The sequence below is a fragment of the Paraglaciecola sp. L1A13 genome, assembly GCF_009796745.1.
Lineage (GTDB): Bacteria > Pseudomonadota > Gammaproteobacteria > Enterobacterales > Alteromonadaceae > Paraglaciecola.
This window is the reverse complement of sequence record NZ_CP047024.1, coordinates 1,924,556-1,946,287: the sequence shown is the minus strand read 5'-3', so window position 1 is coordinate 1,946,287 and position 21,732 is coordinate 1,924,556. Positions and strand designations below refer to the sequence as shown.

Below are 21,732 nucleotides of genomic sequence, written 5' to 3'. Positions count from 1 at the left end.
TAAATGTGTATTTATGCGTTCCCTTGACAATTGGTAAGAAGCTTAGACGCCCAGTGATTCATTTCATTAAGCACATGACAGGTACGATCCCTGTTAAAGCGTGCCACAAATGCTCAACGTAATAAATGGGATTATCTGAGGCGAAGTGATTGTATAACACAGTTTAAAATCAACTTTAAATGGAAACCGCAATGCAACCAACTGATCACATAAATACCTATCAAAAATTGCAAGAACTCAGTGCAAAATTAATCGCTGAAATTCCAGAAACAATGGCCGGCTTCGGCGAATTACACGTTAACGCAGTGAGCAAAGGTGCCTTAGACGGCAAAACAAAAGAATTAATTTGCTTGAGTATTGCGATATCAGTGCGTTGTAACGGTTGTATTGCGTTTCACGTTCATGATGCCTTAAAGGCAGGTGCTAATAGACAAGAAATAGTTGAAACAATAGGCGTAGCAATATTGATGGGCGGCGGGCCGTCAATGGTATACGGTTGTGAAGCGTTAGAAGCCTTGGATCAATTCGAGCTAAATGAAGATTTACCACTGTAAATGCCCCATCATTAACGGCTAGCAATCATCGCTAGTCGTTTTTTTAAGACGTTTATGGCAGACCTTAGCTGCCTTAGTATTCATTCCTCGGACTATTGAACGATAAAGATGATAAGTATTATATCGACGTCATTATTTATGCAAACAACCTATCTAAAGCCCGTCTTGCACCATTTGTTTAATTTTTTGTGCTTTCACAAAATGATCCAACGCATGGGTTTGTATCCACCACGTTGCCGCTTCCATCAATAACTCAGGATTATCATTTTTATTGGTAAAAAAAGCATAAAAGGAAAGGCCGACATTACCGCCTTTACTGTCAATTTTTTTATCACACACATCGATTATCTTCGCTCGTAATTCTGCTCTCATATTCCCCCTCAACATGTTAAATCTGCTATTCTTAAAAGCGTAGTCATAACTCGCTGTAGTATTCACCAAAAGAGGTTAAACCCAAAATAGATATGACTTCGAATACAACTATAAATGAGCAGATGAATGTATGATTTTGGGTGCGGTTATTCTTGTATTAAAGTCTATATATGCGCTGAAACGTCATGCAATACCAGAATGAATTTTCCATATTATTTACCGTACTTGAGACAGGCAAATATTCAACAAATTAAACTACGACCATTCTGTTTGGTACAATAGTATTCGCTTTAATATTAGTAACAGCAGCAACGGGGGAATGAATCAACTCTCCGCGCCAATGTTGCAAAGACTGCTCTAGTGTCGTCACGCGTTTAATAATATCAAGCATACGCATAGTGGCGTCAGACATAGCCAAACTGTTATTGGTCGCAGCAATGACTAAGCGTTTCATTTCAGGCTGTACTATTTTAATCGTTTTTATCACATTACTCTCCTCCAGATGATACATGGCTGAAGAAGGCAGAATCATAAGTCCTTCGCCCTGAATCACTTGACGCAATCCTGTCATTAACTGACCTGAATAAGCTTTGTCGTGCTTTAATGCGACACCGGTTTGGCGCTCATACTTATCAATGAGCCTGCCAAGGGCATCCTTCAATCCTGGTGTTAATAATTCAAATTGACTCAATTCCCAAAAGTTAACTGAATCGCGCTCGCGTAATTGCTGATAGTTTTCGGCACTATCGCTCACACCAACGACAAGGTACATACACTCTTCGATAAGTGGTTCTGTCACCATAAAACCGGGATCAACTTCTTGCTCATAGGTTAGGGCAATATCGACTTGATTAGACTGTAACCATTCTTTTACCGCATATGAGGGGCCTGTACTTATTTCGATTTTAAGGTGTGGGTGCCAACGATTGACTTCGGCAATCAGCGGCATCGACAGCACGTTTCCAATAGAAGGCAACATCCCAACTCGCACTTTTCCTAACTTACTTGCAGCTAGTTGTTGCAATTCCATCTTAGCGGCATTGATATCTTCGCTGAGTTTGCGGGCATGTTTTATGAAGACATTACCAGCAGGCGTCAAAGTAACACCACGGAAACTCCGTTCCAACAATTTAGTGCCCATTTCTCTTTCAAGATTGGCCAATTGTTGGCTAATTGCGGGTTGGGCAATATCTAAATCGCGAGCTGCTGCCGCAATACTACCCTTTTGAACACTCACTAAAAAATACTGTAACTGTTTTGAATTCACCGACTGCTATCCTCCCGGATAAGGCTAAATGAAGCGTTTACCAACAAACTCCCTTACACTAATTTAATTACATTCTTGTTGAATCGGCATTTTTAACTCTAAATAATTGTAAAATAAGCATTTTTTACACCAAGATTAAATCTTTAAACTGAAATACTTGTAATGAAAATGTTACACAGCTTTTATTAATAAAATAATGAATCTTTTTGAAATGATTTAACCTATTGTTTTTAAATAGCTTTCCTGTTGGGTGAATACTTTTGCGATAACCCTCACCAATCTTTTATCTTCCGTGCGGCTGCCATTTTTCTTAGTCTTTTTATGGCAAGAAGCTCCAGCAAAGCGTAAGTCATGCAAGTTAAGCTGCTTACTTATGGTGCTCTAGCTAGCCATTTTTGGTGAACCCGAGGAAAGTAGTTATTTAACCGCCTTATGAAATGTACTACAAAAAAACAAAAAAAATTAAGGCCATTTAGGAACACATGATGAAACTCAAAAAGATTAATGCAGCGGTACTGGCTGGTCTAGCCAGTTATGCGCTAACGATACCACTGGCAAGCTCTGCTATTGCAGAAGAAGCTGAAGAAATTATGGAGAAAATCGCCGTTGTTGGCGCTCGTGGTGCCCCACGTTCAGTAACGAGTTCCCCTGTTCCTGTTGACGTAATCAGTCAAGATGAAATTACATCCGTGTCGTTTTCTGACATGAATGACATCATGATGACGCTGGTTCCTTCGTACACTGTAAGTAGACAGCCCATATCTGATGGTGCGTCATTTATTCGTCCAGCTAGCTTACGTGGTCTTCCTACCGACAAAACCTTAGTACTGATTAACTCAAAGCGTCGTCATCGTTCCGCACTTGTTTCAACAGGTGGTTCAGGTACGCAAGGTCCAGATTTAGCAACAATTCCAACCGCAGCAATCAAAGGTATCGAAGTTTTACGTGATGGTGCAGCCGCACAGTATGGTTCTGATGCCATAGCAGGTGTTATCAACTTCAACCTTAAAGATAATACTGAAGGTGGATCATTCAGCTCTGAAATCGGCCAATATTTTGAAGGTGATGGCCAGCAAATCACGATTGGTGGCAACAAAGGTTTCTCACTAGGCCAAGATGGCTTCCTCAGTATTTCTGCCGAATACGTTGACCAAGAACGAACAGATCGTTCAGAACAATATTGTGAAAGCTGGTTCTGTGTAACTGATCAATCTGCAGAATATCAAGCCGCAGCGACCTCTGCGTCACAAGAACTTTACGGTACAGACCATGTTCAGCCTTGGGGTCAACCAGAAACAGAAGCTGCGCGCTTATTCTTTAATACGGGCTATACCATCAATAGCAATCTAGACTTATATGCTTTTGGTAACTATTCATGGAGTGACGGCTCAACTAACTTCTTCTATCGGTACCCTGGCAACGGCACCATGGAAGATATTCGTTTAGAAGATGGTTCTATTTGGAACCCTACTGAAATATTCCCAGGCGGCTTTACCCCTAAATTTAGGGGTGAAATTACCGACTACTCTTTAGTATTTGGTGGCAAAGGTGAGCTGGATAGTGGCCTAAGCTATGACCTAAGTGGTCGTTACGGCTATGATGAAATTGAATATACCTTAGAAAATACCATAAACCCTTCAATGGGCAATGCTACACCTACTAAATTTAGTCCTGGTTCCTTATCTAACGAAGAAGTGCAATTCCAAGCCGATTTCTTCTATGACATTAATCAATATGTCGTTGCGTTTGGTCTAAGTTATATGGATGAAACCTATGATATCAGTCCCGGCGAAGTAGATTCATACACTGCTAGCACCTACTCTGTCTCAGATCCTTGGGGATTCTGTGACAATGGCTCAACATCTGATGCAGGCATCGCAGTCATTGCGACCGGTTCAACATTAGATTGTTCTGATAGTGATGATGCGGTTTATCAAATTATGGGCGTCGGCTCTAACGGTTTCCCTGGCTATGATCCTGAATACTCCGGCGATTATAACCGTGATTCATACTCAGTTTATGGTGACGTAAGTGGCGATATCACTGACAAGTTCTTTGCTCAAGCATCACTTCGCTATGAAGACTATTCTGATTTTGGTTCAGAGCTAGTATACAAATTAGCGGGAATTTACCAAGTAACTGACGAGCTCGGTATTCGTGGTTCTTTCGGTACAGGTTTCCGTGCACCGACGCCAGGCCAACAAGGTACGACAAACGTTTCAACAACATTGCCCAATGGTTATCCTGTAGCACAAGGTCTATTCCCTGCGACCAGCACTGTTGCTCAAGCATTGGGGGCGGAAGATCTCAAAGCTGAAAAATCAACCAACGTAACGTTAGGGTTAACTTACACAGCAGGTAACTTCTCAGCAACACTTGATTACTACAACATCCTTATTGAAGATCGCTTGTATGCCATATCCAGTTTAGATATTTCATCTGACGAAGATGGTGATAGCGAGGCATACACTAACTACCTTGCTCTTCTTGCTGCAACGGACCAAGTAACTGCTGATTCAATTGGTGCGGTTATCTATTTCCAAAATGCATTTGATACAGTAACAGAAGGTGTAGATTTCGTTGCCGCTTACAACATGGAATCTGAATATGGTGATACCAAATTCACCGTTAGTGTTAACTATAACACTACAGAGTTTGATTCGGATCCTAGTGATTATTTGAACGCAGAATCTATGTATGACTTTGAAAACGGTACACCAAAAACACGTGGCGTATTTTCGGTTGCACATACTTTAGATGATTTCCAAATAACCGCGCGTGTAAGCTATTACGGAGAATACGAAAATATCGACTCTGTTGATACCGACGACAATGGCGATATCATCTGGTCAGATACGGCGAAGCAGACATATGGTGATGAGTACATGTTTGACCTAGAAGGCACTTACCATATGACAAATGACCTATCGTTTGTATTGGGTGTACGGAACCTTTTTGACAACTACCCAGATAAGGTTAGTGACGCAACGTCAGGCGACGCGTGTTGTGGTCGGGTCTATAGTTCTGGTTCAGTCGTTGATTGGCAAGGTGGTTACTACTACGCGAAGTTCCTAGCTACCTTCTAAGCTTAAACTTAGCTGGATTATAAGGCTCTCAGGTTCACAGCTTTGTCACTCACTACCCTTTTAAATGCGCTTTGGAAATCTGAGGCGCATTTATTTCATTTATGATAGCTTTAAAATATTTCGTTGCGTATTCGATATGGGTTTAATCACAGACTGCTCTGTCACTTTGTCTACGCTATTTTTATATGTGCAGAACGAGGACTTTTATTGATCAGCGAATCGATATCCCCCCTAAACTAAAGCCTGATACCGATAAAATGTATCGCGCAATTCAGCCATTATTTTGCAGATGTTGAAACCTTTTAAGTTCTTCTGTTAACACCAAGCGACTTTGTTGTATCGCTATGACCTGTCTATCCCAGCTATAACCAATTTAGTCAGTTTGCGACTCCCCGTCTTCCTGGATCACTACTAGGGTGAAATCGTCCTGCAGACTCCCAGCGGAACGTATCGCCGCCCCTCTAATCGATTCGATCATTGCCTGAGGATCCCTAACCTCTATCGCTTTTTCCCGTATCTGGTCCCAACCCGCAAACTTCCACACCCCGTCAGTCATAGCTAGTATTGTCCAAGGGGGCGCCAAGGGGAATTTGAAACCAAACGCTGCAGCGCGACCTGATCCCACAGGAGGATTCTTCATTTGTCCTTTGGTCAAAACCTGAACATCGCGGGCAGTGACAGCCATTAAAGCGCTGTCACCGCATGCTGCCCCAAATAGCCTATTACGCTTTACCGCGAATGCTATCAAAGTGGTAAACCCAGCGTCAGCGTCTGCCCGCAACGCCCGGTCGGTTCGCCCCAACAACCGCTCCCATTTTTGTGTCCACAACAGGCTCCAAGGCCTGCTATCAGCAGCGGCTTGCAATATTAATCGACAAGCTTGTTGCGCGGCGACCTTAGCGCCCGGTTGTCCCCCTTGCCCGTCGGCAATCGCAACGAGTAACAACTCTGGTGCTTTGGGGTGCCATTGCACCATAAATACATCCTCGTTTTCACCATATCCGGGACGGGTATCGCTGACAATATTCAACATAGCTGGCTATCCGCAGATCAGCACAGGTAGATTGCTTTTTTGCAATACCGGTGCCACTGCACTACCAACATTGATATACCAAGGTGCATTCCTGCCATGTGCCCCCATAAGGATCAGATTACTATTCTGTTCTTTAGCTGTATTAAGGATTGCTTGGACAATGGCGACTTTTTTCTCAATTATATAAATTGCTTCAATGCCGTGAGACTCCAAATAATGACGGGCCCGTTGCTGAATTTTATCCGCCGAGACCTGCTCGTCGTGAACGGTAAGCACCGCTAGTTTTATGCCCCACTGACCGGCCAGATAGGCGGCAGTATAAAGCGCCTCTCTGGCTAGACCACTGCCGTCATATGCTAGCAATATCCTATCCAAAGGAGATTCTTCCTGGGTTACCACTAAAACAGGTCGTGGGCAGGAACGTAACAAAGTGCGCAGACCCTCACCGAGCTTGGTCTCAGCCTGTCCACCGGTAAAACATATTACCGTTAAATCAGTATAGCGAGCACGTTGACAGATCCGTCTAATACGCTTACCCGCATCAATCGCTAGTCGACCAGACAAATCCAATTTGCGGCAACGGTCACTGAAATTGTTTTGCAGTTCTTCCATCTTCGGTCCTTGACGTTCGCTTCGTGCAGGAACGATATGTAGACCATGCAAGCGGGCACCATTTTCACGCTGAGCAATCAGCGCTGCATGGGCCAGACTGCTCCAGCCGCTGTCACAACCGTCGATCGCCACCAGTATATCGACAAACAAGCGACCTTTGACCAATGCAGATTGTGGTTTTGAATTACCTTGGTGTTTATAAATATTACGCATAGGTTCGCTGGTCGGCCTATAACCAGATGAGCGGGGTTCAATATCACTGGCGGCAGTTTCTGCGGTAATATCCCATCCCAAGCGTTCTTCGAGTTCAGATCTGTGCTGAGTGATATATAGATAGAGGTCGGTATCAGTGCGTCCAGAAAATTCCTGCAGCATCCCCTGCTTATGAATGATGTCAACAACGGGTTGGTAGAGGGTATCATACCAATGCATCACCGCTTCGGCGTAGGTAATTTCTCGACGTTGTTCGAGCCCCATATAATAACGATGAACATTGATATGCTCGAACAAAGCGACGTACTGGCCAGGAACGGTCACGGTCAAGTCAGCGCCAGGACGAATGTGATCGAGACGTGTTTTCTCGAGGAACTCAGCAAGCTCGGCCTTAAGGATCAGTTCGTCAGGCTCCACATCTAGCGCCAAGGGCACTTTAGTCCGCACTTGGGTAACGTAAGCCTGAAAATGACTGAATCCCATTTCCCGGGCCACCGATACTCGATGATTACCGTCTTTAACAAAGTAAGCTTCGCCAATCTGATAGACTTCGATGGGCGGTACCCCTTTGAGTCCCGTCATCGCCATTTTTACTCGTGCCCACCGTTCCGAATTGATACCATCACGTGGCAGAAATCGGCGGTTAAAATCACGGTAGCGACCGACGCTACCAACAATCGAATCAATTGGGATATCCTTGAGCAGTTGCGCTGAGACCTCCAGTCCCTTGAGCTTGTGAACGACATCGTCATAGGACAACAGGTCGGAAGACTTTCCTTTGAATTGGAAAACAATTTCTTGCAAAGCCGCGCGACGCCGGGCGCGGCGAAAGTCCTCGCGAGCTCCCAAGGGGTTGTTGCTGAATTCGAATGACATCAGTCAATGCTCCTGAGTTACTGGGTAATGCGTACCGACCATGCGGCACAAATAAACCTATCTTCAAACATTACACGCTTTACCAATTGATAATATCGAGTCGTTTTTAAACGTTTGAACAACCGTTTTTTAAAACTATAAATTTATTAGTTATTGTTAATTATGCATTATTGAATTGAACTTGGAACGTTTCATTAAGAGTTCCTAATATAGGCGGCTGGTAAAATCAGTTAATTTACGTCCGATAAAACTAAAATTACATCTTATAGCCAGTAGATTATAAAGCATGATTAACTTACAAAATCTGGGCGAAATAGCAAAACAATTTAGCTCGTTTCGACGACGTAAACCACGTGGTTAAAGCCCATAAATTAAAGGCTATTGATTACGCTAATTAAGCGACCTCTGAGGATAACCATAGTACAATTATTGATTAGTTCCCCGCCTTATCAGCTCAATGCAGAACAAAAATGGACAATTTTAAAATGGGTGTCTATTTTACCTTTGCCATGTATATTGTTCATTATAGACTCTTTTATTTTCAATACATTAGCTAATTACCCAGTAATATTTGCACAGATAACCCCCATGAATAGGAAGCGGATCTAGTATGACGGTTAAAATGGAACACCGCACTTTAGAAGACAAAATTCTATTAACAATTACCGCTGCGGCAACCTTAGTATTATTTCCCTTTCTTATCACCAGCTTTTTCGCCGATGATAAAGAGCATATAGCAGTTGATTTCGTAGCAGTTGGGGGTATTTTCACTATATTTCTTGGTGTTTGGTTCACTAGTAAGATTAAATTGTTTAGTGGTTTATTTGCGGTTCTCGCTCAGGTCACTATTTTAATGGGCATCTATTTAAAAGGTGCAGGTTTAATCTATTGGCTTTTTCCGATAATAATCGCCGGCTTTTATTTATTACCAATCCTTTTTGCTAGCATATTTAATATCCTACTAATTACTGTTGCCTGTTTGCTTACCTATGAGCAATTTGACAGTTTTACGTTGCCCCGGATTATTGCGGCGTTTGTCGTCACGAATATATTTTCCTTAATATTTTCAATGTTTATGCAAAACAAAAATCGCCAATTATCAGAAAAAGATAAAATAAGTCAACTCCGTAATAATATTCTTGAGTCGATCGCCAGTTCAAGTAAGTTGTCAAAAGTATTACCTGCTGTTGCTCACGCTATAGAAAATGAATTTCCTGATGCTATTTGCAGTATTTTATTATTAGATAAAACAGGCAAACGTTTAGTACTAGGCGCCGCCCCTAGCTTGCCTGATTTTTATAATAAAGCTCTCGACGGCTTAGCGATTGGTCAAGGTGTTAGCTCAAGCGGCACGGCAGCCTTTACCGGAAAACGAGTCGTTGTCGCGGATATAGCAACTCACCCGTATTGGGCGTCTTGGAAGGCTTTAGCGCAAAAAGCGGGATTAGCGGCCTGTTGGTCAGAACCCATCATTGGTAACCAAGGAAACGTGCTAGGTACTTTCTCTATTTATCATCGTAAAATATCGGCACCAAAACCGTCTGAATTCAAACTTATTGAGCAATTTGCAAGTCTTGCCCGTATCGCAATAGAACGAGAAAAAGCAGATCAGCTCATATGGCAACAAGCTAATTATGACAGCTTAACCAACTTACCAAATCGTAATCTATTACAAGAACATCTAGCGAATGCAATAGCCAATGCCCAACGTGAGAATAAGCAACTCGCTATTGCGATGTTAGATCTCGATAAATTTAAAGATGTTAATGACTCATTAGGCCATGGTGCAGGAGATACTGTACTTATCGAGTGTTCAAAACGTATTAAAAGTGCCATTAGAAAGAATGATATTGCGGCACGCCTTGGGGGGGATGAATTTATCATTGTTCTTGTGGGTACAACAATACCTGAAGATATCGACAATATTGGCCAGAAGCTATCAAACGTACTAGCCCAACCCTATATCATTGAAGAAAAAAAAGTTTATTGTACTGCCAGCATAGGTATTGCATTTTATCCAGATGATGCGCTTAGCAGTGACGCACTGTTGAGAAATGCCGATCAGGCTATGTATCACGCCAAAATGCGTGGGCGCAATAGCGTTCATTATTTTACTGATAATATGCGGACCGACTTTATCAAACGAATGGAAATTATTCAGGACTTACGCATTGCTATTGTACAACAACAATTTCATATGGTTTATCAGCCTATTGTGAGCTTAGCAAACAACCAAATAATGAAAGCCGAAGCACTTATTCGCTGGCAACATCCGGAAAAAGGGCTGATTTCACCATTGGATTTTATTCCTGTGGCGGAAGAAATAGGGCTAATTATTGAGATCAGTGACTGGATTTTTAATGAGGTCTCACAGCAAGCTAAACATTGGCGTAATACATACTGCAGTGATTTAGCAATAAGCATCAATACATCCCCAGTGCAATTCCAAAATGAAGGTGAACAATTTAAAGCCTGGACTAAATCACTGATAGCCCAAGACATACCGTGTGAAGCAATTGCGATCGAAATTACTGAAAATCTATTAATGGAGAATCAAGCTGAAGTTGTCGACACACTTGATAAAATTCGCCAGCAAGGCATTACCGTATCGATTGATGATTTCGGTACCGGCTATTGCTCTTTTTCTTATCTTAGGAATTACGCTATTGATTTTTTAAAGATTGATAAAAGTTTTGTGCAAAACATGTCTGCTGATAACAAAGATGTCGCACTATGTGAAGCCATCATTGTCATGGCAAAAAAACTTAATATCGAAGTAATCGCAGAAGGCATAGAAACAGAACAACAAAAACACTTACTTATTCAAGCTGGCTGTGTTTTAGGACAAGGATACTTATTGGCACGACCGCTTTTAGTCGATGATTTTGAAAAATTACTTATTAAACAAAAAGTCTAAATTATAAAATTCAGGCCAAAGAAGCTTAATTCGTTATTGTTAATGTGCGTATCCATACCATGCTCATCATATTGCACACATTCTGTTGTGCTCGGCACTATTGTGGTTATATTTCATTTTCTCGCCTAGCGCCCTACCGAAAGAAGTCATGAATGAAGTGAGCCAATCAATAAGTTTTGTGCTACGAAATCGTCTTATTTTCTTGTTTTTTTATCGCCACTAATGACATCGTTGAGATGCCGCACACTTATAAAAACGTAAACAAATAGAGGGTTATTACCCCCTCTATTTTTAAAATAGTAGAGCAAGACCTAATGCCATTTAATTCAACTTCACCGCTAAATAAGATACATTGTTACCCGATGATTGAGGCAAAAAATAAATATCCTTATATGCAAAATACTGCTGACCGTTGACGGTTACAGATTGAGCACCTAGGGGTAATGAACGGTAGGCTTTGCCAAGCTGAAAATTCTTCCTATTAACACCTGCGCCCTGCTGCGTTTCAACTGATTCGGACACAACCTGTGATACGCTATCACTATATGTAACGTCACTGATTGGTTCATCTATTACTCGGTAATAACCGTTATCAAAAACATAGTAAATACCTAAAGCGAAGTAGCATGGTTTTCCTCGAACAACAATGCGCTCGTATCCTTTGGGTAAACTACGGACTTTCAAGCCAACGGGTGGACGCACGACTGTATAGCCGTTGTTTATATGACGATAATACAGGCCATTATTGAATATAAATGACACACCATCAAAGTGTATTGGTAATCCATTCGTCGGAGCCTTGCGTACGACCTTACCTGTTTTGTATACCACCCGCTTGTGCTTAACTGCCGGTGCATGCTTTGAGGCCACTACGTGATGAACTTCAGGTTGGCGTTGGGCTGAGCTGATATTTGGCAGCATCGTTAAACTTATTAAAATGGGTAATAGGGTGTATAATTTCATGTTAATTCCTCTTTCAAAACGCTAATATCACGACTGATATTAGGCTTGAAAAATGAATCTAAACTGACTAAAGACGAATTTTCTGAAGCTTTACACAACCTTTAAATATCTTAACACTTATTAACTGTTTGGCGTTTTCAACGTGGTTTTATTGCTCTTATTCATACGTCGGAGTTTAACGGTAAATAGGTTTCTAACCTTAATAGTCAAACTATCTCTGTGGTGGGAAAATATCATTTAAAATTTTACTTGTTAGCGAGTGCTTGTAGGTAACATGATATGGTTTCGGCGGTTATGTGCAGGACTTCGTTATTCGTCACTTTGTTGCTTCGACAATATTTCACTTTAGCCAGCGCTAAGCTCATACGTATAAAGTGACTGTCTTCACTTAACATCAATAAACAACTCGAGAGTTCTTCGACCCAACTCACTGGATTAACATCGAAAGCGCTATATATGGCGAGGTACGCCGAGTTTTCAATCGCGAGTGCTTGCGTTGTATAGCAAAAACCTTGACAGCGTCGTGCTAAAAATATCGGGGCTGCGCTAATAATATAACTCGAAATATTAGCAACCTCTTGCTCACTTTCAGCAATACTCGCTAACCATAAGACATTACTTTTATCAGTCACACTAACATGAACTGTCTGCTGGTATATTTCTTTAGCAGGAATATCATGGATATTATTTTTACAGCTCAGTAGACCGTGACCAGATAGCTGCGCCTTTGCTTGTTTGAACAATTTGCTAAACAATTGGGGGAGTAACGTTTCACTTGGATATTCCCCCGTAGCTCTACTTGCTGCTTGCTCATTGAGAGTTTCTGTTACCAGTTTATTCGACAACGCTAGTAAAGGAGTGATCAACCGCCCCTCTGGCGCATCAATTAAAATACGAATATCATTTTCCAAGGTTTTATTAGCCTGCGAAATTGTAATGCTGTTATCGACCTCTAGATAATGAGAGCTTTGCAAGCTTGCGTGATAGACGTCAATAAGCGCGCTGATGGCTGACGAGTACTTAGCTTTCGAGGGCACCATAAGGTCTTTTTTTGCTGCGGGCTCTTGGTATTTATTTAACTCAGGTTTTGATTGGTTTAATTTATTATTCGACTCAACTGATCCGTTTACTTTAGGCGACATGGGTAATAGAGAAATTAAATTCGACATTTTTTCAATATCAGCATTAGCAGTCACTAAGGTGATATTGTTTGCTTGATAAAAGCGCTGATGAAAATCCCTTAAATCGTCAACAGATAAAGCACCAATTGTGCTGCTATTGCCACCATAGCAAAACGCATCTGCTTGGTGACGTTTAACCCGTTTATTATGCTCTTGTTCTATACCAAGCAACTCTCTATAAATAACCCCTCTATCATTCCCATCATGAATTTCAAAGCGCAAATCACCTGTGTCAAAAAATGGTGAAAACAAGCCATGTAATAAATAGTCAATGGCCAGCAAAAAAGTATCAGAACACTGACTTTGACAATGATAATAGGTCGTATCAGTAAGCGTGGATGCATTAATTTTCACATCAGTTAGTGCAGATAATTGAAATAAGCTCTCTGGCCTTGGAAAAGCCAAGCTACGGCGAAACACACCATGTTCAACACCATGAGCAACGCCGCTATTATCAAATATGGGCGTGTTAACAACAAAAAGCGCGCTAAAACCTACCCTATTGACGATATTAATATGGCGTAAGCCATTTTTATGACGATAGATTTCGTCTATCGATGCTAAAGCCAAGCTCATACTTTTACGGTTAAAATATTTAACTCAACGTTGCTAGCGTGTTTTTGTGCCGTACTTAGGTTAACACGTTCAACGATGGCTTTTGATGGATGAGTGGCGCTTGCAATAGCTTGCTGAATCAAATGATGATCTTCAGATTTACTACAAACTGGATCAGTTTTATGCATGTCTCCAGTCATCATAAAGGCCTGGCACCGACAACCACCAAAATCCTTTTCTTTTTCATCACAACCTTTACACGGTTGAGGCATCCAATCATTGCCTCGAAAATAATCAAACGAAAAGTCCTGCTGCCATATATCAGCGATAGATTTATGTTTAACATTAGGGAATATCAGGGGCAACATTTTTGCGCTGTGACAAGGTAACGCTGAACCATCCGGCGTAACCGTTAAAAAAGTGGTTCCCCAGCCGTTCATGCAGGCTTTTGGTCGCGTTTCAAAGTAGTCGGGTGTGACGAATATAAAATGTGGCCCTTTACCCTGCTGCTGATCTCTAAAATCATTGATAATACTTTCAGCTTCGAATAATTCTTGTTGCGTGGGTAATAAGTGATCTCGATTTTGATATGCCCAGCCATAATATTGGGCGGTGGCTAACTCTACATAATCAGCTTCTAACTCGCAGCTAAGACGCATAACTTCGGCAATTTGATTGATATTCTGCTTAGAAATAACAAAGTTAAGCACCATAGGATAACCTTGTGCTTTAACTGATTTAGCCATCTTAAATTTTTGCTCGTAGGCGTTGCCACGACCTGCAATCGCATCATTAACTTCGGGATCTGCACCTTGAAAACTAATTTGAATATGATCCAAGCCAGCTACTTTTAATTTAGCAATTCTTTTTTCAGTTAAGCCAATGCCTGAGGTAATTAAATTAGTATAAAACCCTAAATCTCTAGCATGTTTTACCAGTTCTTCTAAATCTTTGCGTAATAACGGCTCGCCACCAGAGAAACCTAACTGAACAGCCCCCATGTCGCGTGCTTCAGTAAATACTTGGCACCATTGCTGCGTAGTCAGTTCATCTTTGGTTTCCGTTAACTGCGTCGGATTAGAGCAATACGGGCAATGCAACGGACAATCGTAAGTTAACTCAGCAAGCAGCCAAAGTGGCGGGCCAACAGTTTTGGCACTACTGCTGGGTGCTTGACTCATTGAGGTTTGATTACTCAAAATAAAGCCACTTTTTTTCAACCGCGGTGCTAATAAATTCATTGACGTCCGTGGACAAGTCACCGGCATCAGGAAATTTTTCATGCAATGAATCGGTAATTTGCAAGACGCTCTTTTCTCCGTCAATCAGCTGCATAATTTCGCCCGCGGCGCTATTTAGCTTAACCATGCCTTCAGGAAACAATAGCACAAAACAGTTTTGTGCCTTTTCCCACTGAAAGCGAAACATGGCGTTAAGTGACGGTGCTTTGTTTGCAGCTAATATACTCACTTAAATATCCCCTTGTGGTAAATCGGATCCGATATTGCGTCTTGGCCCAGTATCGCTTGATACGGCGCCCTACCTTGTTGATAAGCTAACGAAATTGAATCTAACATGCTCCAAAGAATATCTAGCTTGAATTGCAAAATATTCAACGCGTCTTCTTGTGCTTCACGGCGTGTAAAATGGTCTAGTGTTATTTGCAATCCATGATTTACATCACGGCGAGCTTGAGATAAGCGCATTTGAAAATACTGTAAACCTTCCGGTTTTACCCACGGATAATTAGTCGGCCAAGAATCAAGACGACTTTGGTGTATTTCAGGCGCAAACATTTCAGTTAATGATGAACAAGCCGCTTCTTGCCAATTTGCTCGTCGGGCAAAATTAACATAGGCATCAACAGCAAAACGAACACCAGGGAGCACAAATTTTTCATCCAATAAGTCCTGTCGCGCTAAGCCAACCGCTTCACCTAAGCGTAGCCAAGCTTCAATGCCACCTAGAGTCTGTTCACCAACGCTTCCATCGTGATCAAGAATACGCTGGATCCACAAACGCCTAGTTTCGATATCGCGGCAGTTGGCCATAATGGCCGCGTCCTTAATGGTTATATTTGCTTGATAATAAAAGCGATTAGCAACCCAGCCTCTAATTTCCTCTTTGCTGCACTCGCCTTTGTGCATAGCAATATGGAATGGATGATGGATATGATAAAACTGACCTTTATCTTTTAGTTTTTTTTCAAACTGCTCTTTGGTCCAATCTTGCATAAAAAAAGGATCCTATTTAGTGACGTTAAATCGTTATTTGCATGCCATCGGTGGCAATTTCGACACCATTGTCTAAAACAAATTTATGCTCTGCAGACTCTTCATTCAAAATCGGGTTAGTGTTGTTAATATGAATAAGAATTTTTCGCTCTATCGGAAACTTGTTTAGTAAAGCAACCGTGCCAAACTCACCATTAACAGGCATATGTCCCATTTCTGAGCCTAGCTTTGTTCCAACACCTTGCGCAATCATTTCATCGTCGAGCCATAATGTTCCGTCAATAAGAACACAACTGGCTTTAGACAAAATTTGCTCAACTTCTACGTTGCTTTCAACGATACCGGGTAAATAAAATAGATATTTTCCGCTACTTGTATCAACAATTTTTAGGCCGATATTATTACCGTTAACGACTTTATCGCGGTAGCGTGAATAAGGAGGTGCGTTGGACTCTATAATGACAGGCTCAAATACGATGCCGTTTACACCGCTAACATTAAACGCCGGTCTTCTTTCGGTATCTATTTTGTTGAAATGGAGTCCGCCATGCCAATGCGCTAACAGATTAAATAGCGGATAAACTGTCGATAAGTCTTCATAGACAACATCGCTGCAATAGACTTCCATTGGCAGTCCTTCACGCAGGGTCAATAAACCTGTGGTGTGATCTATTTGGCTGTCCGTTAAAATTGCACCACGAATATTAGTTCCACGATTACCTTGCTCTGGCCAAAGTTGTGGGGATTGATTTATTTGTTGTCGAATATCAGGAGAGGCATTAATCAAAACCCAATCTTTACCATTTGGACTGACAGCGATAGAGGATTGTGTACGTGCGGTTGCTTTAATTGTTCCATCACGTAACCCTTTACAATTAGCGCAATGACAATTCCATTGTGGAAACCCGCCCCCTGCAGCTGAACCTAGCACTAAAATTTTCATATGTGCCTTGAAAGTAATTAAATGATAAGTTGGAAATTAACGAGTGATAATGAATTACTTCAGTTTTTTAAGAATTGGAGATAACTGAAGTAATTTCTTATTAATAGCTTAAAAATTAGCGATTACTGATGTAAAGAGTGACTTCAAATCCTAAACGCATTTCTTCAAAATCAGGCTTAATCCACATAATTTATTCCTCTTGGGTTAATAAAGTCTAGCTGCAATACTGCTTGCCTAGTTACTCTATTTAATTCCCCTTTAATTAAAAATCATACTTTAGAAGGAAAAATATAGGCGCATGTATGGATAAGGTGCTAGTTGCTTATTCAACCTGATATCTGCTGGGGTTTTATTTAGTTTCGTTTTGCAAATTCGTTAGTGGCTCGTACTAAAGCATCAATGATTTTTGGCTCATTTGCTACGTGCCCTGCCATTTCAATAACGGCTAAGTCTGCTTCAGGCCAATGTACTTTCAATCGCCATGCTTGCTCAAGTGGACACACCATATCAAGCCGCCCATGGATTATTTTTGTCGGTATATGGCGAATTTTATTTATATGTTTGAGTAAAGGCTCATCCTGTATAAAACATTGATTAATCGAATAATATAATTGAATAATTGATGCTGATTTGTTGGCCTCACTTATTGGAACATCATCGGGACTAATCGACTTTTGCCAACAAATAAGGTTAGTTTCCCAGTGCTGAATTTTCTTAAGCATACCGTTTGCCACCTTATTATCAGCACTGGAAAGCCGCTGATAAATTGCAGATAATGGCTGCTCTTGTTGAGAAATAGGCAAGTGTTCGGTTAAGTAATCCCAAGCATCTGGGAAAAATTTAGCGGCACCACCTGCGCGATAAACCCAATCAATATCCTGTTGACGAGCCAAAAATACCCCGCGTAATATTAACCCCGTAACCCTTTTTGCAAAGTGTTGGGCATAATACAAACCGAGAGTAGCCCCCCAAGAACCACCAAAAATCAACCACTGTTCAATACCGATGTGCTGCCGAATTAACTCCATATCTTGAATAATATCAGCGGTCGTATTGTCAGTTAATAAACCCTGAGGGCGAGAACGTCCAGAGCCTCGCTGATCGAACAAAATGATATGGTAAATCTGAGGGTCAAAATAACATCGATGTGATGGTCGGCAACCTGACCCCGGCCCTCCATGTAAAAACACCACAGGGATCCCTAACGGATTACCACATTGCTCGATGTAAAGCTCATGCTCTTGCGCAGAGCCTTCAACAGTTACAACATTACTAGCGACAGTTAAGTAATATTGTGCGAAAGGTTCAATGGCTGGGTACAGTGATAACATTTACGTAAACCTACAATTTGCGACTTGTGCTTATCAATTGAAATTCGAAATAAATCCCCTAACGACACTTAAGTCGTGGCTAATGGCTGTTACCTTCTCATTATGAAAAATCCGTTTTAAATACCAGACTTTTTAAGTAGGAAGAAAGGCTGCAAATATGCAGCCTAATCTAATTTGCTGTTACCACCAAGTAGCGTATAAGCCAATTAAGATTAAGACACATCCAATACCAGCGATATTAAAGCCTTTTGTGGTGCTAAAACTCACGTCGCTTATGCTAACACTGTGATCGTTTTTCGGTGCTGATTCACGCAGCGATACTACGCAGGTCAATGCCAGACACATCAAAAATACAATACCGATGCGATCCATAAACGGGATCTCAGGTAAGAATACCGCAAACAGCACTGAGAAAAGCGCAGAGCCAATGGCGGCAGCAAGTGCGCCAGCTGACGTAGTGCGTTTCCAGAACATGCCCATTAAGAAAATAACGGTTATGCCAGGAGAAAATAGCCCAGTGAACTCTTGAATATATTGAAATGCCTGCTCCGATTGTCCAATCAATGGTTGGGCTACGCACACTGCGACAATCAATGAGGTGACGGTTGAAATACGGCCCACGTTAACATAGTGATTTTCGTTTTCGTTATGACGTATTGGGCGGTAAATATCCATGGTAAATATAGTAGAGATGCTGTTTGTCATCGACGCTAAAGATGAGATGATCGCCGCGACTAATGCCGCAAATACTAAGCCTTTAATGCCTACTGGCATTAACGACATCATGGATGGGTACGCCTGATCTGCCTTTTCAAGATCAGGAAACAAGATCACCGCGGCGATACCCGGTAAAACGACAATAATGGGCATAAGTAACTTTAAATAAGCGGCGAATGCAATACCCTTCTGGGCTTCTTGAATACTCTTTGCAGCTAATGCTCGCTGAATAATATATTGATTAAAGCCCCAATAACCGACGTTCATCACCCATAAACCACCCACTAACACTGAAATACCGGGCAGATTCATATATTCGCTATTGTCAGGGCTTAGGATCATATCGAAATGCCCAGGCACTTTTTCAGTCAATATACTGAAGCCTTTGACCACTCCCTCTCCACCGGAGATTTGTTGCAGTGCTAAATAACTCAGGAAGAACCCACCGAAAACCAGCAGTACAACCTGAATAATATCAGTATAGGCAACCGCTTTCAGCCCCCCATAAGTGGAATAAGCAACCGAAAATATCGCAAGAAAAATCATGCCATATAACCAATCAATACCGGCTACGCTTTGAATGGCTAACCCCCCTAACCATAACACTGAGGTTAAGTTTACAAAGATAAAAACCCCTAGCCAAAACAGTGCCAAGGTCGTTTTCACCCGACTATCGAAACGCTGCTCTAGATATTGAGGCATGGTATAGATGCCGTTTTTAAGGAAGATAGGCAATAAGTACTTACCCACCAAAATCAACGTAATTGCTGCCATCCATTCATAGGACGCAATCCCTAGGCCCAGTGCGAATCCTGAGCCTGACATACCAATAATTTGCTCAGCAGAGATGTTAGCAGCGATTAAAGACGCCCCTATGGCCCACCAAGGTAATGACTTACTGGCCAAGAAATAATCTTGGGTTGTTCTATCATGAGATTTTTCGTCACGAGAAATCCACAGGGCTATCGACAATAAGCCTATGGCATATACGATAAATACGCCCAAGTCTATCGGGTCGAGTGAGTAGTTCATTTATTATTATCCTTACACACGTTTGTTGAAACTCAACACTCAACGTTATGACCAAGTCGAGTTCTTTTATTAGAACAACCTACACGGTGATGCAAAAAGTGTTACATCAATATATTTTAGGTAAAAACTATGGGCGAATAGAATAAAAAAACTCATGAATAATGAAATCGGCTTACCTACTATATTGATACTTTTATTTAGGTTAGCCCAATGACTTATTACAAGCGCAGACAAAGCGTTTTCCATATCTTTACCTACATTATTAGTCGCCATATGGAAAGAGCCGCAGATGCAGCTCTTCGGAGGTTTTCAACTATCACACGTTTGCGTTATAACTCACGTACCCAAATATTACGAAAACTAACCAAGTTGCCGTGATCTTGTAACTGCAGTGGTGCACAACCATGAGCTTCATAGCTAGGTGCACCTATCCATTCTGTTTTGCCTTGTATCTCAGTGTGGTTTTGTAACAACACACCGTTATGCATCACAGTCACGTATCCTGGCTGAGTTAATTCTTGGCCTTCGAAACGTGGGGCTGTGTAAATAATGTCGTAGTACTGCCACTCTCCTGCAGGACGCGTGGCGTTTGCAAGCGGAATAGTTTGTTTGTACACACTGCCAGCTTGACCGTTCGCATAAGTTGGATTGTCATATGAATCAAGTATTTGTACTTCATAACGCTGTTGGAAGAACACACCGCTATTGTTGCGTTGTTGCCCTTTCATGCCTTCTACTTGGGTCGGTGTACGCCATTCCATGTGCAACTGTACATCGCAGAAGTTTTGCTTAGTTTTAATATCACCAGCGCCAGGCTTAACCGTTAATACATCACCCGCAATGCTCCACTTAGCATCGTGACCTTTTAGCGCTTCCCATGCACTCAAGTCATCGCCACTAAACAATACAATAGCGTCTGACGGTGCTTTGCCGACAGGGGTTGATACACTAGCAGGTACAGGTTCCCATACTTCGGTTTTCTCAGCTAATTTCTCGCGCTCAGCCTGAGTTTGATCTGCTTGAGCGTAACTGCTGATTACCGCTGAACTGGCAAGGAGTAACGTAAGGTTGAGCAGAGTTTTATATTGCTTCATGATGTAATCCGTTTTGGTTAAGTTCATTTTCTACTGAGCATCGCTTTCCCATTGAAATAATTAACAGGGAAGCTAATTTTCTTAGCAATAAAATGGGCGAATAACGCCCATCTTACCTAAGCATTAATACATTAAATAACGAGCTCGTAAGCTTACGTTGCCCAGGCTTTATCACCTTTTTTATACGGAAAATCACCGTCATAACGGCCGGGAATCGCCACATAGCGCAGCACTTTATTCGCGCCTACTTCAGAGGTGAAAAAGGTAAACAGGGTTAACTGTTTAATCAGTGTAAATGAGTGTGGTAACTGGTTTTCTTCGCCTGTAAAATCTTTGCTCGCAAGCTTCTGCTTTTTATCAAACACGCCCGCCTCATCATCCAGCGAAGCCAACAAAGTGGCACGCTCGTCGCTACTTAATAACAAAAAGTCTTTACCATAAGTAGATTTAGCTAAGGTTTTAATTGACGCCATCCCCTCAGTGAATGCTTTACGCTGATCAGAGGTATAACAGTCGGTAACCATAATCGCCATCATAAGCCCAACGTTGGCGTCTTTTGCCCCTGGGGTATCAGTGCGAGGGATAATCACTTCCCCTACTTCATTGAAAAAAGCCACATCATCTTTAGAAAAGGCTGTTTGATTAAGGTTTTTCATCGGTAGCGTAATGTATGCCATGGCATTGCTACTGATAAACGCCGAGCCTGTGGCAGCGGCTATCATTTTTAATAAGTCTCGTCTGTTCATACTCAT

The 21,732-nt window shown here is 41.7% G+C and carries 18 protein-coding genes; 3 read left to right on the top strand and 15 right to left on the bottom strand.

The window, feature by feature from the left end; all coding sequences use genetic code 11:
- Window positions 1–191 precede the first annotated feature (191 nt).
- Window positions 192–554: a carboxymuconolactone decarboxylase family protein gene (locus GQR89_RS08130; protein ID WP_158769577.1), complete on the top strand. Its 363-nt coding sequence runs from the start codon at window positions 192–194 to the stop codon at window positions 552–554.
- Window positions 555–707: 153 nt separating this feature from the next.
- Here the strand turns inward: GQR89_RS08130 and GQR89_RS08125 are convergent, their stop codons facing one another.
- Together GQR89_RS08125 and GQR89_RS08120 are read right to left on the bottom strand one after the other, a co-directional pair.
- Window positions 708–926: a DUF6500 family protein gene (locus GQR89_RS08125; RefSeq protein WP_158769576.1), complete on the bottom strand. Its 219-nt coding sequence runs from the start codon at window positions 924–926 to the stop codon at window positions 708–710.
- A 250-nt stretch (window positions 927–1,176) separates the two neighbouring features.
- A complete protein-coding gene (locus GQR89_RS08120; RefSeq protein WP_158769575.1) occupies window positions 1,177–2,193 on the bottom strand; it encodes a LysR family transcriptional regulator in 1,017 nt (338 codons plus the stop codon).
- A 485-nt stretch (window positions 2,194–2,678) separates the two neighbouring features.
- On the opposite strand from GQR89_RS08120, the gene GQR89_RS08115 reads away from it, so the two are divergent.
- Window positions 2,679–5,279 carry a TonB-dependent siderophore receptor gene (locus GQR89_RS08115; protein ID WP_199271425.1) on the top strand — a complete coding sequence of 867 codons (2,601 nt, stop codon included), beginning with the start codon at window positions 2,679–2,681 and terminating at the stop codon, window positions 5,277–5,279.
- A 373-nt stretch (window positions 5,280–5,652) separates the two neighbouring features.
- On the opposite strand, the gene GQR89_RS08110 is transcribed toward GQR89_RS08115, so the two are convergent.
- Together GQR89_RS08110 and GQR89_RS08105 are read right to left on the bottom strand one after the other, a co-directional pair.
- A complete protein-coding gene (locus GQR89_RS08110; RefSeq protein WP_158769573.1) occupies window positions 5,653–6,312 on the bottom strand; it encodes a PP2C family serine/threonine-protein phosphatase in 660 nt (219 codons plus the stop codon).
- A gap of 6 nt (window positions 6,313–6,318) precedes the next feature.
- Entirely contained in the window at window positions 6,319–7,725 is a 1,407-nt protein-coding gene (locus GQR89_RS08105; RefSeq protein WP_158769572.1) for a universal stress protein, read from the bottom strand.
- A gap of 898 nt (window positions 7,726–8,623) precedes the next feature.
- Here GQR89_RS08105 and GQR89_RS08100 point away from each other — a divergent pair.
- A complete protein-coding gene (locus GQR89_RS08100) occupies window positions 8,624–10,930 on the top strand; it encodes an EAL domain-containing protein (RefSeq protein ID WP_199271390.1) in 2,307 nt (768 codons plus the stop codon).
- Window positions 10,931–11,251: 321 nt separating this feature from the next.
- On the opposite strand, the gene GQR89_RS08095 is transcribed toward GQR89_RS08100, so the two are convergent.
- The 11 genes from GQR89_RS08095 to GQR89_RS08045 form a co-directional block, all read right to left on the bottom strand.
- Window positions 11,252–11,893 (bottom strand): DUF6515 family protein, encoded by a 642-nt coding sequence (locus GQR89_RS08095; protein ID WP_158769571.1) that lies wholly within the window; start codon window positions 11,891–11,893, stop codon window positions 11,252–11,254.
- 245 nt (window positions 11,894–12,138) lie between these two features.
- Complete coding sequence (locus tag GQR89_RS08090; RefSeq protein ID WP_158769570.1) at window positions 12,139–13,650, bottom strand: insulinase family protein; 1,512 nt, start codon at window positions 13,648–13,650, stop codon at window positions 12,139–12,141.
- Complete coding sequence (gene pqqE / locus GQR89_RS08085; RefSeq protein ID WP_158772193.1) at window positions 13,647–14,810, bottom strand: pyrroloquinoline quinone biosynthesis protein PqqE; 1,164 nt, start codon at window positions 14,808–14,810, stop codon at window positions 13,647–13,649. Before pqqE ends, GQR89_RS08090 begins: the two co-directional genes overlap by 4 nt.
- 10 nt (window positions 14,811–14,820) lie before the next feature.
- A complete protein-coding gene (pqqD, locus tag GQR89_RS08080; RefSeq protein WP_158769569.1) occupies window positions 14,821–15,099 on the bottom strand; it encodes a pyrroloquinoline quinone biosynthesis peptide chaperone PqqD in 279 nt (92 codons plus the stop codon).
- Window positions 15,096–15,863: a pyrroloquinoline-quinone synthase PqqC gene (pqqC, locus tag GQR89_RS08075; protein WP_158769568.1), complete on the bottom strand. Its 768-nt coding sequence runs from the start codon at window positions 15,861–15,863 to the stop codon at window positions 15,096–15,098. The genes pqqD and pqqC overlap by 4 nt, the downstream gene beginning before the upstream one ends.
- A gap of 25 nt (window positions 15,864–15,888) precedes the next feature.
- The gene (pqqB, locus tag GQR89_RS08070; protein WP_158769567.1) at window positions 15,889–16,806 is read right to left on the bottom strand and encodes a pyrroloquinoline quinone biosynthesis protein PqqB; all 918 of its coding nucleotides are present in this window, start codon (window positions 16,804–16,806) and stop codon (window positions 15,889–15,891) included.
- Between the two features lie 115 nt (window positions 16,807–16,921).
- Window positions 16,922–16,993 carry a pyrroloquinoline quinone precursor peptide PqqA gene (gene pqqA / locus GQR89_RS08065; protein ID WP_158772192.1) on the bottom strand — a complete coding sequence of 24 codons (72 nt, stop codon included), beginning with the start codon at window positions 16,991–16,993 and terminating at the stop codon, window positions 16,922–16,924.
- A gap of 166 nt (window positions 16,994–17,159) precedes the next feature.
- The gene (gene pip / locus GQR89_RS08060) at window positions 17,160–18,137 is read right to left on the bottom strand and encodes a prolyl aminopeptidase (protein WP_158769566.1); all 978 of its coding nucleotides are present in this window, start codon (window positions 18,135–18,137) and stop codon (window positions 17,160–17,162) included.
- Window positions 18,138–18,317: 180 nt separating this feature from the next.
- Window positions 18,318–19,886, bottom strand: a complete 1,569-nt coding sequence (locus GQR89_RS08055) for a sodium/sugar symporter (RefSeq protein ID WP_158769565.1) — start codon at window positions 19,884–19,886, stop codon at window positions 18,318–18,320.
- Between the two features lie 329 nt (window positions 19,887–20,215).
- Window positions 20,216–20,980 (bottom strand): DUF1080 domain-containing protein, encoded by a 765-nt coding sequence (locus GQR89_RS08050; RefSeq protein ID WP_158769564.1) that lies wholly within the window; start codon window positions 20,978–20,980, stop codon window positions 20,216–20,218.
- A 152-nt stretch (window positions 20,981–21,132) separates the two neighbouring features.
- Complete coding sequence (locus GQR89_RS08045; RefSeq protein ID WP_158769563.1) at window positions 21,133–21,732, bottom strand: gluconate 2-dehydrogenase subunit 3 family protein; 600 nt, start codon at window positions 21,730–21,732, stop codon at window positions 21,133–21,135.

Coding starts and splice junctions, on each gene's coding strand:
- GQR89_RS08090 (WP_158769570.1), bottom strand. CDS start 13,650: ATGAGCTTGGCTTTAGCATCGATAGACGAAATCTATCGTCATAAAAAT.
- GQR89_RS08045 (WP_158769563.1), bottom strand. CDS start 21,732: ATGAGTATGAACAGACGAGACTTATTAAAAATGATAGCCGCTGCCACA.
- pqqE (WP_158772193.1), bottom strand. CDS start 14,810: ATGAGTCAAGCACCCAGCAGTAGTGCCAAAACTGTTGGCCCGCCACTT.
- pqqC (WP_158769568.1), bottom strand. CDS start 15,863: ATGCAAGATTGGACCAAAGAGCAGTTTGAAAAAAAACTAAAAGATAAA.
- GQR89_RS08100 (WP_199271390.1), top strand. CDS start 8,624: ATGACGGTTAAAATGGAACACCGCACTTTAGAAGACAAAATTCTATTA.
- pqqB (WP_158769567.1), bottom strand. CDS start 16,806: ATGAAAATTTTAGTGCTAGGTTCAGCTGCAGGGGGCGGGTTTCCACAA.
- GQR89_RS08115 (WP_199271425.1), top strand. CDS start 2,679: ATGAAACTCAAAAAGATTAATGCAGCGGTACTGGCTGGTCTAGCCAGT.
- GQR89_RS08050 (WP_158769564.1), bottom strand. CDS start 20,980: ATGAAGCAATATAAAACTCTGCTCAACCTTACGTTACTCCTTGCCAGT.
- GQR89_RS08095 (WP_158769571.1), bottom strand. CDS start 11,893: ATGAAATTATACACCCTATTACCCATTTTAATAAGTTTAACGATGCTG.
- GQR89_RS08110 (WP_158769573.1), bottom strand. CDS start 6,312: ATGTTGAATATTGTCAGCGATACCCGTCCCGGATATGGTGAAAACGAG.
- GQR89_RS08125 (WP_158769576.1), bottom strand. CDS start 926: ATGAGAGCAGAATTACGAGCGAAGATAATCGATGTGTGTGATAAAAAA.
- GQR89_RS08130 (WP_158769577.1), top strand. CDS start 192: ATGCAACCAACTGATCACATAAATACCTATCAAAAATTGCAAGAACTC.
- pip (WP_158769566.1), bottom strand. CDS start 18,137: ATGTTATCACTGTACCCAGCCATTGAACCTTTCGCACAATATTACTTA.
- GQR89_RS08055 (WP_158769565.1), bottom strand. CDS start 19,886: ATGAACTACTCACTCGACCCGATAGACTTGGGCGTATTTATCGTATAT.
- GQR89_RS08105 (WP_158769572.1), bottom strand. CDS start 7,725: ATGGCGATGACGGGACTCAAAGGGGTACCGCCCATCGAAGTCTATCAG.